This is a genomic window from Streptomyces uncialis (assembly GCF_036250755.1).
Taxonomy (GTDB): Bacteria; Actinomycetota; Actinomycetes; order Streptomycetales; family Streptomycetaceae; genus Streptomyces; species Streptomyces uncialis.
Map to the genome: position 1 here is coordinate 3,524,215 of NZ_CP109583.1, position 16,088 is coordinate 3,540,302.

The window sequence follows — 16,088 nt, forward strand, 5'->3', positions numbered from 1 at the left end:
GCACCAGTAGCAGCCCCGCCGGTCCCGACCCCGCCGACGACAGCGGCGTCGCCAACTGCACCGTGCTCACCGGCCTGATCACCAACGTCTGCCCCACCCGCACGTCCCCGGCGTCCGCTCTCCCCACCACGGGAGAGCGGACGCCGTCGCATCCTCCGCAAGAACCCGGACTTCAGCGCACGAACGGTCAGCCCGCACAGAAACCACTGAGGGGCCGACAGCACAGTCCCGCCCCCACAGCGGACACCACGGGAACCAACTCGGGGCTCCCTGGGACAGCGGAGACGTACGGGCAAGGCGGCACCTCCGGAAATCGAATGCCTCCGGGATCGAATGCCTCCGGGAATCGAATGAAGGCGAATGAATGTTCTATCGGGGTTTCTGTGTTCCGTTACGGGAACGCATCCACCGCTTATGCACATCAAGGTGGTCCCGATCAAGACTGCGTGGAGAGACAGGAGATGTGCCTTTGGGTCAGATGTGCTCCCCGTGAGCACGTGGCGGACTCGGGGTGGGTACGTTCCGGTGGTCAGAGAATTAAAGGCCGTTTCACGGTCCTGGATAAGGAGCAGCGATGAGTACAAGTCCCCCTCCGGTCCTGCCTGGCCTTCACAGTGTGCAGAAGCTCGACTGGCCGAGGGTAAACGGAACGACCTTCCTGAGTTACAGCAGTGACCAGATTCGGGCCACGTCACGTGTTTTCGTATCGGCATTCGAAGTCGCGGCGGGGAAGCCGCACACGGGCGCCTCGGGGGGCTTCATCGTGGAGCAGGTGACCCCGTTCGACGGTGGCGTCCGAATCAAGATTCGCGTCGACCATGCGAACGCCCTCCCGATCGGCACCAACATCTTGGTGCTCAACTAGGAGGACTTTCCGGATAATTGCATTCCGGACAGTTCCCTTCGAGGAGTGGCCGCATTGAAGGGTGATCACCCACGTCGCCTATCCATCTCGCGGCACCTGTGTTCTGGGCGGGATCGACACAGACATAGGGGTGCTCCCCAAGGGCCGGAAACTCTCCTGGGAGTTTCCGGCCCTCTTCACGCGAGGGCACCGATCCCGGGGCCGCACGACACCGGGCTGAGTGGTCGTCGGTGTCGTGCGGAGTTCGGCAGGCCCGGGGTGCCGCTGCGCCGCCGACATCGCCGGGTGGGTACGACACGCGCTGGTGCCCGTGCCGCACTCGCCTTTCGAGGGCCCGCACGGCCCCCGCAGCCTTCCCCTGGGACCGGCGTCCTCCGGTCCCAGGGGACACCCTGGACGGTCGCCAACCAACCGCACGCCCGCGCTCCCTCACCGTCCAGGCCCCTCCACGAGGGCGCCCACGCCCTGGTCCGCGACCCCAAGCGGAACTCCCACCCTTGGGCGAAGGCCCTGCCGACGGTGTGCCACCGCAGGAACGTCGCTGGCCTCCACGACGCCCTGACCGGCCTCGCCACCGAACCGCAGCGACGCCGTGACCCCGCTGTCGCACCCGGTGCACCGCGTCAGGTGTCCCGCACCGACCGGGACGGGAACCGCTGACCGCTACCGTGCCGGTCCGGCGCCGCTTTCAGCGTGGGGTGGGCTCTTCGTGGGGTTCCGGTCCTGCGGTGGTGGGGATCGGCTGTCGGCGCGGAACGCGAGGACGGCGATGTCGTCGGCTCGGTCGTGGGGCGGGGGGAGCAGCGTGTTGACGAGTTCGGTGAGGGGTAGGTCGGGGTCGCGGGCGAGGGTGGCCTGGTCGGCGAGGTGTCGCAGGCCGTCGGAGATGTCGGCGCCTGCCACTTCGACCAGTCCGTCGGTGTAGAGCAGCAGGGTGTCGCCGTCGGTGAGTTCGTGGGTCGAGTGCCGGCGCTTCACATCCGGTGCGACGCACAGGGGCGGATCCGGTGCGGGCGAGCCGTGCAGGTAGTTCGGCGGGCCGTGGGCCGGGATCAGGAGTGGTGGGGGGTGTCCCGCGTTGGACAGGGTGACGCTCCAGGCGTGGTTCGCGGTGGGGCGGAGCACGAGGTGCAGGGCGGTGATGAGAGGGGCGGTGCTGACGCCTTGCAGTACGTGGTCGAGGCGGCTGAGTGTGTGTGCGGGTCCGGCCGGGCCGTCTGCGTAGGCCAGTGCTCTGAGCATGCTGCTGGCCTTGGTCATCTGGGTCGCCGCGTCGAGGTCGTGTCCGGCGACGTCGCCGATGGAGAGGGCGATGGCGCCGTCCGGGAGGACGATCGCGTCGTACCAGTCGCCGCCGATCTCCGCCGTCGTGCTGGCGGGCTGGTAGACGGCGGCCAGTTCCGCGCCGTCGACGGGGGGCGGGGTGGTGAGGAAGGACCGCTGGAGGACCAGGGCGGTGTGGCGGACGCTCTGGAGTTCCAGGGTGCGGCGCAACGGGTCGCGGACGCTGCGGAGGACTTCTTCGAGCAGGCCGAGTTCGGCTTCGTCGGGCGGCGGGTTGCCGAGGCAGGTGGCGGCCGCGGCCAGCGCCACGGTCTGTTCGTCGAGGACGACGGGCACGATGGCCAGGCTGGTGGCGCGGGCCTGGGCCATCCAGTCGGCGGACGGCCCTGACACCAGGGCTCTGGGCGGTTCGCCGGGTGGGAAGGTCACCAGCTTCGTCCGCCGGCTGTCGACCACGGTCTTTGCCAGCGGGCCGAGCGTGAAGTCGTCGGCGAGCGGCGGGAGGGGCGGTACGCCGGGGGCGAGCGCCCTGCGCGCCCTGGTGGCGTGGAGGGCTTCGGTTCCGGGCCGGGCGTGTTCGGGGTACCTCAGTTGGAAGACGACGAAGGCGTCGACGAGATCGGGGACCACGGCATGGGCGGTGGTGGCGAACGCTTCGCGCAGGTCATGGGCGGAGGCGGCTGCCGAGGCGCGCTTGAGGAGACGGTCCCGGGTCTGCTGGCGCCACTGGTCCTCGGCGTCCGCCACGGTGCCGATCCACTCGCGGAGCTCGCCGTGGCGCAGGACGGGCACGGCGATGATCCTTATGTGCCGGTAGCGGACGGGGTCCCCGGCCTGCCGGATCCGCGCCACGGCGTCGAGGAGTGCGTCGCCGCGGGCCGTGGCGGCCCACTGCCCGGCGAACCAGTCGCGGTCCTTGGGGTGGACGGCGTCCATCCAGGCGGGACCGGGCTGACGGGGGTGCCACAGGCCGCCCCCGGTGTCCCCGAGGCTTCCCACCAGGGCCGAGACCTCGCCCTGCGGGGTCATCCGCCAGACCACCTGCGGCACGGCGGAGTGCAGGGCCTCGTACCGGGCCAGGTCCGCGCCGTGCTCCGCTGAGGCCGTCGCGACCACGGCGGTGCTGCCCGGCTCCTGCGGCACCTTGAGCGCGAGCAGCAGTACGGACGGCCCGTGCCGGGAGGTCACCGGCAGGCAGCTCACCGCCCAGAAACGATGCCCCGGCGGCCCGTGGGCCGTGACCCCGGCCGCGTCGAGCAGCGCCGGGGAGCGGTCGGTCCCGGCCCGGTGCAGTGCCCGCAGCACCGGGCGCAGCCCGGCGCCGGCCAGGGCGACACCGGCCTCCTGACCGTTGCGCCAGAGACCGAACAGTTCCCGAAAGGCCCGGTTGCGCTGCACCAGCCGGTACCGGGGGCCGGTCAGGAGCGCGGCGGCGACGTCAGCCTCCTCGAAGCTCTCGAACTCGAACATCGGCTCGCCCTTCCCGACCCGCTGACCGCCCCACAACGATGATCCCCCGGCACCGCGCCCCGGGCATGTGCGGATCAGCTGATCCGCGCCCCGCGGCTACCGGCCGGAGAGTCGCGGCTCCGGTGGCCGCCCCGTCCGGCCGTCTTCGCTGCGGCTGCCCGGCAGCACCGCCGAAGCGCCCCCTGCCCAGCCAGGCCCCCCTCCGTACCCGGCGTCACTGTGCGTGGCCATCCGGCTCTCCTGGCCGGGGCCGGGGCGTCGGTCCCGCGCTCGTGGGCCAGGTCGTCGGCGTGGGGCCGGTCCCGGAGCCGCCCACTCCGGACCGGCACGCTGGGGGGCGGGCAGCCCTGCTGTGCGCGCGGGTGCACGCCAGGGGCGCGTGGGGGCAGATCAGCGCCCTTGTGGCGGCTGGTGTGTCGGGGGAGCCTCGGAGGAGGCCGCGCTCCTTGCCGGTCTCCCGGTCCCCGGGGGCGAGGGACAGCTCTGTGCCGGCTCCGGCCGTCCGTCCCCGTGCCGGACCGGGCTGTCACCAGCCGGCCCGCACCTGCCTCACCGGGGAGTCCGGTCCTCGGGAGACGGACGCGGGGGCGCACGATCGAGGAGAGGTCCTTGCTGTTACGTTCCACTTTCCCTGTCCGCGAAATGTCCCGGTTCGCCGTCGCGCTGACGGTGGCCGCAGGATGCCTGATTCCCCTGTCGGCGTCCGCCGCTCCAGCACCGGCTTCCGCTCCGGGGCGGGCGGCCGCAGGGCCGGTCCACGCCTACGTCGCGAACACCGCCGGCGATTCGGTTTCCGTGATCGACACGGCCTCGAACACGGTCACCGCCACAGTTCCGGTCGGGGACGGACCCCGGTCGGTCGCGCTGTCCCCGGACGGGACACGGGTCTACGCCGCCAACGACTACTCCGACTCGGTCTCCGTGATCGACACGGCCTCGAACACGGTCACCGCTACAGTTCCGGTCGGGGACGGGCCGTTCTCGGTGGCGGTGTCCCCCGACGGTGACCGCGCATACACCGCCGACTTCCAGGCAAATACGGTGTCGGTGATCGACACGGCGACGAATACGGTGACCGCGACGGTCCGGGTCGCGAGGAGTCCGCAGGCGGTGACGGTCTCCCCCGACGGAGCCCGCGTCTACACCGCCAACTTCGGCGCGAACTCGGTCTCCGTGATCAACACCGCGACCAACACGGTCACGGACACCGTCAGGGTCGGAAACGGTCCGGCGTCGGTGGCGGTGTCCCGGGACGGGGCCCGCGTCTACACCGCCAACTCCTTCTCCAATTCGGTCTCCGTAGTCGACACCGCGTCCAACACCGTCACCGGCACGGTCGCCGTCGGGGAGGGGCCCCGGGCCGTGGCCGTTTCCCCCGACGGGACCCACGCCTACGCCGGCAACACCCTCGGCAAGACGGTGTCGGTGATCGACACCGCCGCCAACACGGCCACCGGCACAGTCACCGTAGGTGATGGCCCTCGGGGCGTGGCCCTGTCCCCGGACGGCGCCCGCGCCTACGTCGCCAGTTCCTTCCCCAACACGGTCTCCGTGATCGACACCGCGACCGACGCCGTCACGGACACCGTTGCCGTCGGACGCTCGCCCTCGTCGATCGCGGTCGGCGCTCTGCCGCCCCCGGTCGCGGACCTGGCCGTCGCACTCACCGCGACCCCGGTCCCCGGCCTCCTCAACGCCCGTATCGACTACACCCTCGACCTCACGAACAACGGACCCGATCCGCTGGACGAAGCCACGGTCACCGCCACCCTGCCCGGCTCCGTGACGGCAACCAGCCCGGACTGCACCCCCACCGCGGGCAAGGTCACCTGCACCCTCACCGGCCTCGCCCCCGGCGCCAGCGCCACCCGTGCCTTCACCATCCGCGTCGCCGCCCTCAGCCTCGGCCGCCCCTACACCGTCACCGCCACCCGCACCGCCTCCGCACCCACCGACCCCAACCCCGCCAACGACACCGCCACCCGCACCTGCACCGCCACCACCAGCCTCAACATCACCTGCACCTGACCACCCGCTCAGCCGGGCCCGTACGCACCCGACGGCGCGTACGGGCCACCGGGCGTCCACGGGGTGACGCACGACAAGCCACCCCTCGGAAAACCCCGTTCAGCACAGCCGACAGCGGCAGAACCCGCGACACTCCGTCGGCACCGGGCTCGGGGGTCTCCGGCCATCACCAGGTGCGCCTCTCACGGGCGGCGGCGTCGAGGCCGCGAACAACCTGGATGCGCGGCCGTGAGCCGAAGCCGCAGACGACCGGGGCCGGGATGCCGCGCGGCGAGCCGGCTCTCGCGTCGAAGAGGACGTGCCCCCGTCGGCAAGGTCACCTCCGACGGCACACACTCCGAGGAGACGATCGGCTGGATCGCCGCCTACGCCTGACCAGATTCCCGCGTCGGGCTGCGGACGGTGGCCGTTCGCAGCCCAGCCGGGGCCCCTCTCGCACTCACGAGGCACGGGACCAAAATTCGAGATGTCCGCGGACTTGTGCATTAGTGACATGCATTGTCACCAGTGGCACGCGGAGTAGCCGACGCTGAGCAGCACAAGCACATTGCGCCGCCGCCGCGCCTCCTCGAAGGCGTCGGGTGCCCACGGCCACCAGTCGACGGGGTTGTCGGCGTGCTGGAGGAGGTAGGGCGACTGGCAGTCCGCCAGGCGATTCATATCGGCATCGTCGCACGGCGCGTACCCGGATCGGACGATGGCGGCGCTGTCGCCGGACCGGCGTGGGCCGGGCATGGGTCCGGGCCGCGGTGGCGGTCGGGTCGGAGGGGGCGCGGGACGTGCGTGCGACAATCGGGCACAGCCGCGACGAGGGGGATTCCATGGGCGACGAGGGCCGGCTGAATGTCAGTGCGGAACTGGCCGGGGTGCTGGAGCGGATCGACGCGCTCGGGGCGAGGCTCGACGAACGGGCGCCCTCCGCCGAGGAGTTGGGGCGGCTCCCCGAGGACACGGCACGCGCGCTGCTCGACACGGGGATCGTGCGGGCCGAGCTGCCGCTGGGCCTCGGTGGGTACGAGTTCGCGCCCCGGCAGCTGATCCAGGCGGCGGAGCGGGTGAGCTACCACGACGCCGCGGCCGGATGGACCATGGTCGCGCTCCAGATGATCACCGGGACCACCGCGGCGTACCTCGCCGCGGACACCGCGGCCGAGCTGTTCCCGGACATACCGAACGGCAAGCACGCGCTGCTGGCCGGGCACGGTACGCGACCCGGCCGGGCCGTGCCCGTGGAGGGCGGCTACCGGGTCAGCGGTCAGTGGCAGTTCGCCTCCGGGGTGGCGCACGCCACCCACATCCACAGCGCGTTCCAGGTCGAGGGCACCGGTGAGCAGCGGGTCCTCACGATGCCGAAGTCCCAGGTCACCCTGGACGGCAACTGGGATGTGCTCGGGCTGCGCGCGACGCACAGCGTCGACTACCACTGCACCGACGTGTACGTCCCGCACGAGTACACCTACGCCGCGACCACGGACACCCCGCTCAACGGTGGCGCCCTCTACCGCCTCGGCCTGGTCAACCTGTCGGCGATCGGGCACACGGGGTGGACCCTCGGCGTCGGCCGGCGCCTTCTGGACGAGATGAAGCGGGTCGCGGCGGCGCGGACCGGTTCGCGGGGCGCGGCGGTCGACACCTCCCAGTTCCACGCCGAGTACGCGACGGCCGAAGCCGGGCTGCGGGCCGCCCGCGCCTGGGCGAACGACGTATGGCGGGACGTCGAACGGACGCTGGACAAGGGTGAGCTGCCGAGCACGGAGCAGGACACCCTGATCCGTCTCGCGCTCAATCACACGACCTCGACCGTGTCCGGCGTGGGCCGCACCGTGCACCGCTGGGCCGGTTCGGCGGCGATCCGCCGCGGCCCGCTCGACCGCTTCCTGCGCGACCTCGGCACGGGCGCGCAGCACATCACGTCGAGCCCGGTCGTACTCCAGAACTGCGGCAAGTGGCTGAGCGGCGCCGCACCGGACGCCCGCTGGAGCTTCCTCGACCTGACGTGACGCGGCCTGGCCACCCGGGTCCGACCCGCACCCGGTCAGAGGCCGACCGACACCGGGCGCCCCTCCTGCCATCAGCGGGGGGCCGGAACCTGTGACGCCCGGAAGCTCCCGGACCGGAAGGCCGAGTACCGGTCCCGGGATCCTCGGGGTCTCTTCACGCTGCGTCGGCCAGGGATCTGCTTCCGTACCGGCAGGTGTGTGTCCGCCGGTACGGAAGCAGATCCCGACGGGTGACGCAGCCCTATGAAGATTGACCACCCTGAAGGGTGGAAATTCCGCTAAACCGGAGATCGCCCGGGCAGCCTCCTCGCGGCGCCCCACAAGAGGCGTCAGACATCCAGCACCGCCGGGCTGTTCAAATCCTCAAGCGGTGACTGATCGTTGAGAGGTGGATGCCGTGAGCGCGATCCAGACGGGCAAGCTCCAGCTGAACTCCACACGCCCTGTGGCCACGACGGGCGGCGATACGTCGACCTTCACCCAGGTCACCTTCCCCGCCCCGTTCCCCGCCGGTTCCACGGTGATCGTGACCCCCTTCGTCCAGACGTTCAACGGCCCCGACACACCGGGACTGCGGATCGCGGACGTCACCCCGACGGGATTCAAGATCCGTATCAACGAACTCCACGCCAGCGGCAAGGTCACCGCCGACGGCACGCACACCGAGGAGACCGTCGGCTGGATCGCCGCTACCGTGTAGGCCCACCCGGACCCGCCGGGGCCCTCGACGGGTGAACCGCACCAGCGCGACGCTCCCCCGTGAACACCACACCTCCGGGGAGGCGGGCAGAGCGTCCTCGCGCCCACGGGGACAACCCCGGCAGGTGAACAGGGCGCCAGCCGTGTGGGCCGTTCAGCGCCCGGTGCGGATGCCTTGGTGTGCTGGCCCGAGTCCGCAGCGGCCGGCCGAGACCGGGGCGGTGTCCCGGTCTCGGCCTCTGGTCCGGCACGGGCCATGCGTGCGGTTCGGCTCCCCGGGTGGGCCGGGACGGCAACCTCACTGTTCAGCCCTGTCCAGCACGGTGAGGCCCTGGGAGTGGTCCGGGGGCGTGTTCGTCCCAGAGAGCGCCCCCCACAGGTGAAGAGCTGGACCAGGCGGACAGGACGTATGCCTGATCAGCGACGCACCGCGGTGGCCCTACCGCCGACCGGGTGACGCGAGGGCAGCCCGGCCGACCGGGTGACGGCGGGGGCAGCCCGGCCAGGACGAGCCACGGCGCGGGCGGGCCCGCCACCAGACTGCGAGGGACCCGACCGCCACCGCGCACACCGGAGCCCGCCCATGCCCCAGCCCGACACCTTCCTGGCCGTGTGCGGCAATACGCACCTCTACCCCGGTGCCCGCTGCCGCCTCCAGGGACTGCCCGACCCCCAGACGTTCGCCGACCGGCCACGGCCGGTCGATGTGCTCCTGCACTTCTCGGACTCGGTCACCACCGACGCGGAGCTACGCACCGACGGCCCGGCCGACGCCGTATTCGCCGTCCCCGCGTACACCACCAGGGCCGGCAGGCAGATCGAGGGCCGTACCTGGCTGGTCCGGGATTTCGTCCGCACGGGGGACGAGGTGGAGCTGACGATCGGCGGGGTCGGCCTGGGTTGAGAGCCCGATTCCGCCGCGGCCCGGGACGCCGCGTGAGGCTCCGGGGCTCTCGGGCTGGCCGGTCAGCGGGGGGAGGGTCCGGTGATCGTTGCCGCCGGGATGCCGGGCGAACCGGAGCCGCCGAAAACAGAGGGGGCGACGCCCACACGAAGCAGGAGTCCGCATTGCCTCACTTCTCCTGTTACGCGGCGAAACCCACCCCAGATTCTCCGCCGGGCAGAGCCTGCGGCGATCGGGAGTCGCCAGACACTTCACATCGGCGTGTCACATGCTCGGAAGCAGCCGACTCGGCGACGCCCGAACCGGTCCAGCCGGGTCCCACGGCGGCAGCTGCTTCCGTGGCAGCGAAACGCGCCGACCGCAACAGCTCATGCGACGCAAGTAATTCGACGCCGCACCTCCGCTGGAGGGCAAGGTTCGAAAGGATTTGACACGCACCACGGCGCCTAGTGAGGTTTTCTCAGCGATGATCATTTCCAGATTCCGTTGAGGACGAGGGCGGCTCGGGTGATGTCGCCGACCCGGCTGGGGCTGAGCGTGATGTGCTGCAAGGTGCGCCATCGCTGTTTGAGCTCGGCGACGGTGCGCTCGCCGAGGGCTCGGAGGTGTCGGATCAGGGTGTTTGTCATGCGGGTGTCGATGTGAAGTGCGCGCTCGGAGCGGCCTTTTGGGCGGCGGACGGGAACGCGGATGCCGATGCCCGCGCCGATGTAGCCCTTGTCGGCCAGGGTCGGCAGGCCGGCGGTGGCCGCCTTGTACAGCGCGGGCAGCACGTGGATGCGGGCGGCGGTGATGTCGGGGACGCTGCCGGGCTCGACGTCGGAGACCCACAATGGGGTGCCGTCCGGGGCGGACAGGAACTGGATGTTGCCGCCGAATGCCTTGTGTTTCTGGCTGAACCACAGGTCGTTGCCGTTCTCGCGGACACCGGCCACGCGGTCGCATTCGATGAGCGTCCCGTCCAGGACCACGTGTGTCATGCCTTCGCGTCGACAGCGGGCGAGGACCTCGTGCAGGTCCGGGGCATGCTCGGCAAGGACGTCGATGCCTTCGTGCAGGTAGCGGTAGCCGGTGGCCTGGGAGATGTTGGCGTCGCGGGCCAGGCAGTGCACGCAGCCGCGCTCGCGGAACCAGCGCAGGACCAGCACGGCCTGGCGGAACGGGCCCAGGGCCCGGCTGCCGCGCGGGGTACCGATGTGCCGTCGGTGTGCTGCGAGCAGGCGGGACAGGTAGTCCACGACGTGGCGTGGGACGTCGAGCGTGGCAACATAGGTGACCAACGTGAAGCCTCTGGTGGTTACGGACATGATCTTGTGGTGAGACCTGTCCTACCAGGGGCTTCACGTCTGTTCGGAGCCGGGGCTGTCCAGCCCAATCCACCCGGGTGTACCGATCAACCCGCTCCGCGAAGATCATTTCACTGAGAAAACCTCAGTGACTCGTGATCTGGTTCGTGTCACCTGAAGCTCTTTGACTCGTTGGACACTTGTGAATCTCTCTTCGGAACAGACAGCAGAATTGCGAACGTTGACGGCGGACCGGCATGTGACAGCGGATGTGGCCCTGCGGGCCCGCATCGTGTTGTGGGCCGGCGAGGGCCGCCGCCGCAAGGACATCGCCGAACTCGCGGCGGTGTCCGCCCGGACGGTGGACCGCACCAGGACCCGGTACGCGGAGCACGGAGTTGCGGGCCTGGTGGAAAGGAAGCGCGGTGGCGGAAAGGAGCAGGTGCCGCCGAAGACCCGCGGCCGGGTGATCGCGCTGACGAGGATGACTCCGCCGCCGGAATCGGGCCTGTCGCACTGGTCGACGCGCACGCTGGCTAATCATCTGAAGCGGCGCGAGGGCATCAAGGTCTCGTTCCACTATGTCGCCCGCATCTGGCGGGAGGAGAATCTGAAGCCGCACCGGTCGGGCACCTTCAAACTGTCGAAAGACCCGGCGTTCGCGGAGAAGGTCGCCGATGTCGTCGGGTTGTATCTGCACCCGCCCGGTGGCGCTGTCATCCTGTCGGTCGACGAGAAGACGCAGGTACAGGCGCTGGACCGGACCCAGCCGGTCCTGCCCGTGGCCTTCGCAGCCACGGAGAAGCGCACCCACGACTACGTACGGCACGGCACCACGAACCTGTTCGCCGCACTGAATATCGCCACCGGCGAGGTGACCGGCGAATGCAAGCCGAACCGGAACGGCGCGAACTTTCTGGCCTTCCTGAAGAAGGCGGTGAAGCAGCATGCCGGCAAGGAGATCCATATCGTGCTGGACAACCTGTCCACGCACACCACCCCGGAGGTGAAGGCATGGCTGGGGAAGAATCCTCACGTGCACTTCCATTTCACCCCCGTCGGATCCTCGTGGCTGAACCAGATCGAGATCTGGTTCGGGATCATCACCCGGCAGTCGATCCGTCGCGGCACGTTCTCCAGCGTCCACGTCCTGATCAAGCAGATCCGCGACTACATCGACTCCTGGAACCAGAACCCGAAACCCTTCACCTGGACCGCTACCACCAACGAGATCCTCGCCAAGGTCCGACTCGTCCAGACCAACGTGAAGAAGCTCGTCAATAACAACTTGAACTGACACGAACCGGATCACGAGACACTAGCTGCATACAGATCCACCTTGGATCTTCGGCAACAGCCGGGCCCCCTCGCCGTGCAGCGCACAACTATGTACCCGAAACAAGCATCCGGAATGCTCACGAAATCGGCGAGATCATTCGCTCGCGAAATAAAACTCTCAGCCGCGATTCATTCAGCCACTCTCGCAAATCACCAAAATGCCCGATGTAAGCCTTGCGCTCTTCCTTTCCGCTCTCGGCAGCACACAAGCGGCCCTTGAAGGTCCATTTGTTCCCGCGTAGCCAGTTCGCGTAGTCGGCACCCCGGATAAGCGGAGCACCATCACACACGGGTGTGCGATGCGTCATTTTCACCTTCTCGCACCCTTCGTAGACCGGTACGAGCATAAAGCGTTTAACACGAGCGCACGACCGATCAAGGGCAGGCGACCCCAGCACAGCGAGCACTGCCGGGCACCACAAGACAAATAGCAATGGACACGCACATCGCTACCTCTTCCCGAGACTGGCCGCACTGTGATCCATCTGACGTTTGGCATACGTGTTCACCTACACCGATGCCGTCTGACGTCCGAAAAGCCTGACCAATTGCATGCGTCCTGAAATCAGCTCCCAAAAGTGCTGACCCGTCTGCCTAAGGTACTGACGCCCGTGCGGTCTTCGCGCAGGCAGCCTGTTCAGTCCAGCAGGAAGGGAACGGCATTTTATGAGCTTACCCACCCATGCGGCTTCAAACGGACAAAGAATACGTAGCCGAATTGCGGCGGCTACCATACTGGCGGTGATCGCCGAGGTCTGCGTCGTCGGCGCCGGTCAGGCAGCGGCAGCTCCCGAACCGGAGCGCGGTCAAGAGTCGCTCGGCATTTCGGCAGAGTCTTCTCGGCCCACAGCATCCAAGACCTCGCCGACCGGCGCAAAGCAAGCGCCCCGGTACTCCAAAGGCTCCAAAGCGTGGGCGGTCCTGGAGGCGCGGGAGACCGGCAAAGCGGTCGTCGCCCAGGACGAGACGACAGCAACCTCCTACACGGTGGCCAATCCGGATGGCACCCTCACCACGGACCTGACCTCCGGTCCCGAACGAGTGTGGCGGGCCGGCAAGTGGCGCAAGGTCGATGCCACCTTGACCAGGTCCGGCGACGGCACCGTCAAGGCCAAGGAGCATGCCCACGGCCTGCGCCTCGCAGGCGACGGCGGCACGGTGCCGCGCTCGCTGGCCGACGCCCAGAACGCCGCCCCTCGTGACCTCGTCACCCTCGGTACCGGTGACCAAGCGGTGACGCTCCAGTGGAAAGGTGGTCTTCCCGCTCCGGAGCTCACCGGCACCACCGCCCGCTATCGGGAGGCAGTCCCCGGGGCCGATGTCATCGTCGAAGCGACCCGGACCGGCTTCGAACAGTTCGTGGAGATCGGCAAGAGGCCCTCCGGCGCATACTCCTAACATCCTGCCGATCAAGGCCAAGGGGCTGAAGGCCAAGGCGAACAAAGACGGATCGGTGACGTTCAGCGACACCGAGACCGGAGAGCGGCGAGCGGTGATGCCCGCTCCAGTCATGTGGGACGCCTCGGTGGACAAACCGTCCGGCGAACACACTCGTCGTGTCCGCGTCGGCATGAAGGTAGTGGACAAGGGCACCGGCCGCATCGACCTGGTCGTCACACCCAGCGCGGAATTCCTCGCCGACCCCAGAACCCGATACCCAGTCACGGTCGACCCTTCGACTTCCGGTCTTGCCTCAACGTTCGACACGTATGTGCAGCGCGGCGAAGCCGTCGATCTGTCCACCGACACCGAACTCGACTTCGGCGACCCTGGCACCAAGAACCCGGACGGCACCACCCGGCTCGCCCGGTCCTTCATCCACTGGAACACCACGCCCATTCAGGACGCGTTGATCATCGACACGAACCTGGCGCTGTGGAACTTCCACTCCGGCAACACCGACTGCACCAACCAACAATGGACGGTGTGGGACACCACGCAGGCGTCCACCTCTTCCAGGTGGACCAGCCAGCCCACCTGGCACCAGCAGTACCACGCCTCAGCACAGACTCGCGGCAACCCCGGCTGCACAGCCGCGCAGCCCGACGGCTGGATCAACGCCGACGTGGACGTCCTTGTCCAGACCTGGGCCTCGGCGAAGGCGACCCGCGGCTACATGGGCCTGCGCGCTGCCGCAGCGGACACCCGAGGCTGGAAGCGTGTCAACTCAGGCAACGCGACGGCGAACCAGCCAAAGCTGACCGTGACCTACAACTACCGTCCCTCCGACGGAACGGCTCAGCAAGCAGGGCCGCCCTTTCGGACCCACAACCAGGTCTGGGGTGTCAATACCCTCACACCGACGCTGCGGGACAAGTTCACGGACGCGAACGGCGACAAGGTCAACGGCAGCTTCCAGGTCTACGACGCGGAAACCAACACGCCCATCACCACTCCTGCCGGGGACGGCGTGATCGTCTCCGCCTTCGTCACCCCGGGCACGTGGGCGACCGTCCAGGTGCCGGGCGGGCAGCTCGTGGACGGCAAGATGTACAAGTTCCGCACCAACGCCTACGACGGCACCCACTACAACCTGGGCTGGTCCCCTTGGCGGACGTTCGTCGCGGAGACCGCCGCCGCAGGCGTTCCCACCTCTCTCCAACCCGGCGACGCCTACACGATCAACGATCCCGCTCTGATCGCCAACCCCGCCCAGGTCGATCAAATCCTCAACAGGGACGGGAATCTGGAAGCACTGGGGCTCAAACCGCGCACACGCCCCGCCATGGGCCAGACCACACCGACGTCCGTCGGGCCGAAGGCTGTCTGGGAACGCACCTACACCGTTCCCAGTCACCGGTTCAACCGGGGCCGCAAGCCGGAGAACAACGGCCAGCACCCGTACGAGTACATCGCGAGCACCAACGAGTGCCGAAACGCTGACGACGCGGACAACGCGTCGGGGTGGCTCAAGAACCGCTTCTCGTACTGCCAGGAGACCATGACGGTCATGCCAGCGGTCAAGTGCGGTTTGTGGCCCCCCGGCTGCTACCTACAGGGCACATTCATTTCTACCAACACCCTGATCGGTAGAGGTCAGATCGGCGGCTTGAACGGAAGCACGCTGACTCGTTTCGCCGAATTCGACTTCAATGTGGACGTCTTCCTCTCCAGCGGCGACTTCAACAAAGCCGGCGCCAAGCTGGAAGCACGACTGGAATGCAAGGGGGACTGGGCCATAGGAGTGCCGGGAAGCCCCACCGCACAGGACGCCTGCCAGCCTGGTATCCACGTCGGACGAACTGATTCACCCAGCCAGTGGAAGCACAACGGCGACACCACATTCGACCTGTGGTCCCTCGCCCCCAAGCTGCCCGACCTCGCCAACGGCGATCAGATCGCCACAGGTCAGTTCACACCGATCCTCAAATTCACCCTCCCCGGATACTCCCAAGTCATACCCGCTGGGGGTGAAAAGGGAGAAATCCGCTTCGACAGCGCTGCCTACAACCAGCGAGCGCAAGCAGGTTCCGTCTTCCCCGACGCTACGCCCGCCCTCCGCTACGACCGGAGCGACAAGTCCGTTCCTACTGCTCCCGTGGAGCCCTACTACGGGGTAGCGGCCGTCGCGGACCACATCGGCGACGCTCTCAACAACCCGGGCGGCACGTATCCGACGAAAGCCAGCAAGAAGCTTCCCGGCGGAAGCCCCCTGAACCCGATGCATCGGCTCGTGCCCGGATTCGGCGCGAATGAGAAGGCGCGTTACGACGCCAATCGCTCCGTCGTCACCTCTACGTGCAACAATCCCGCCGTTCCAGGCCAGCCGCCGGCCGGAGTGCAGCTCGACTGCGACGAATTCCCCTTCGCCTCCAGCTATCAGGGTGCCGCGCGCCATCAGTACGAAGGCGAGCCGTACCGCGACGACTTCTCCGTCCGCTACATCGACCCCATCGAGAATCAGGAAGCCGGGCGACGTCTCGGCGCATGGTACGACAACGACCGCATCTTGAGCTACGACCCGTTCATCATCACGGTCGGCAACTGAGCCGTCGCCGCTGTCGGGTAATGCCATCAAGAGGGGCCGGCCCACAGGGCCGGCCCCTCGCGTTCATTCTGCCTCTTCGCTGGCTTCGATGCGCCAGATCCGGACAAGGCAGTACTGATCCGCACCACGCAAATCCTCTTCTCGCCCGGGCACCATGAGCAGGGCGGACCTATGGTCCGCCAGCGGCGAGGTGAAGGGCCCACGCTGGTGGTTGAATATCCAATGC

11 protein-coding genes and 1 pseudogene are annotated in these 16,088 nt (G+C 68.5%); 8 read left to right on the forward strand and 4 right to left on the reverse strand.

Features of this window, described 5'->3' with window-relative positions; translation table 11 throughout:
* Positions 1 to 616 precede the first annotated feature (616 nt).
* Positions 617 to 865: a hypothetical protein gene (locus OG711_RS14335; protein ID WP_329559408.1), complete on the forward strand. Its 249-nt coding sequence runs from the start codon at positions 617 to 619 to the stop codon at positions 863 to 865.
* Positions 866 to 1,528: 663 nt separating this feature from the next.
* Here OG711_RS14335 and OG711_RS14340 read toward each other — a convergent pair.
* On the reverse strand, positions 1,529 to 3,619 hold the full coding sequence (locus OG711_RS14340; RefSeq protein ID WP_329559409.1) for a SpoIIE family protein phosphatase: 2,091 nt from the start codon (positions 3,617 to 3,619) through the stop codon (positions 1,529 to 1,531).
* A 642-nt stretch (positions 3,620 to 4,261) separates the two neighbouring features.
* On the opposite strand from OG711_RS14340, the gene OG711_RS14345 reads away from it, so the two are divergent.
* Entirely contained in the window at positions 4,262 to 5,647 is a 1,386-nt protein-coding gene (locus tag OG711_RS14345; RefSeq protein WP_329559410.1) for a beta-propeller fold lactonase family protein, read from the forward strand.
* A gap of 504 nt (positions 5,648 to 6,151) precedes the next feature.
* On the opposite strand, the pseudogene OG711_RS14350 reads toward OG711_RS14345, so the two are convergent.
* Positions 6,152 to 6,307: pseudogene (locus OG711_RS14350) on the reverse strand (DUF255 domain-containing protein); the annotation flags it as partial.
* A gap of 119 nt (positions 6,308 to 6,426) precedes the next feature.
* On the opposite strand from OG711_RS14350, the gene OG711_RS14355 reads away from it, so the two are divergent.
* From OG711_RS14355 to OG711_RS14365, 3 genes are all read left to right on the forward strand, one after another.
* The gene (locus OG711_RS14355) at positions 6,427 to 7,647 is read left to right on the forward strand and encodes an acyl-CoA dehydrogenase family protein (protein WP_329559411.1); all 1,221 of its coding nucleotides are present in this window, start codon (positions 6,427 to 6,429) and stop codon (positions 7,645 to 7,647) included.
* Positions 7,648 to 8,044: 397 nt separating this feature from the next.
* Positions 8,045 to 8,347, forward strand: coding sequence for a thioredoxin domain-containing protein (locus OG711_RS14360; protein WP_073784401.1), 303 nt, complete (start codon positions 8,045 to 8,047; stop codon positions 8,345 to 8,347).
* 582 nt (positions 8,348 to 8,929) lie between these two features.
* A complete protein-coding gene (locus tag OG711_RS14365; RefSeq protein ID WP_329559412.1) occupies positions 8,930 to 9,250 on the forward strand; it encodes a hypothetical protein in 321 nt (106 codons plus the stop codon).
* A 470-nt stretch (positions 9,251 to 9,720) separates the two neighbouring features.
* Here the strand turns inward: OG711_RS14365 and OG711_RS14370 are convergent, their stop codons facing one another.
* On the reverse strand, positions 9,721 to 10,530 hold the full coding sequence (locus OG711_RS14370; RefSeq protein WP_266510418.1) for a transposase family protein: 810 nt from the start codon (positions 10,528 to 10,530) through the stop codon (positions 9,721 to 9,723).
* Positions 10,531 to 10,777: 247 nt separating this feature from the next.
* Here OG711_RS14370 and OG711_RS14375 point away from each other — a divergent pair, with 247 nt between their 5' ends.
* The gene (locus tag OG711_RS14375) at positions 10,778 to 11,833 is read left to right on the forward strand and encodes an IS630 family transposase (RefSeq protein ID WP_329559413.1); all 1,056 of its coding nucleotides are present in this window, start codon (positions 10,778 to 10,780) and stop codon (positions 11,831 to 11,833) included.
* A 118-nt stretch (positions 11,834 to 11,951) separates the two neighbouring features.
* On the opposite strand, the gene OG711_RS14380 is transcribed toward OG711_RS14375, so the two are convergent.
* Positions 11,952 to 12,182 carry a hypothetical protein gene (locus tag OG711_RS14380; protein WP_143201183.1) on the reverse strand — a complete coding sequence of 77 codons (231 nt, stop codon included), beginning with the start codon at positions 12,180 to 12,182 and terminating at the stop codon, positions 11,952 to 11,954.
* A gap of 433 nt (positions 12,183 to 12,615) precedes the next feature.
* Between OG711_RS14380 and OG711_RS39125 the strand changes: the two genes are divergently transcribed.
* Complete coding sequence (locus OG711_RS39125) at positions 12,616 to 13,272, forward strand: hypothetical protein (protein WP_405673463.1); 657 nt, start codon at positions 12,616 to 12,618, stop codon at positions 13,270 to 13,272.
* Positions 13,273 to 13,327: 55 nt separating this feature from the next.
* Positions 13,328 to 15,862: a DNRLRE domain-containing protein gene (locus OG711_RS39130; protein ID WP_405673466.1), complete on the forward strand. Its 2,535-nt coding sequence runs from the start codon at positions 13,328 to 13,330 to the stop codon at positions 15,860 to 15,862.
* Positions 15,863 to 16,088 lie beyond the last annotated feature (226 nt).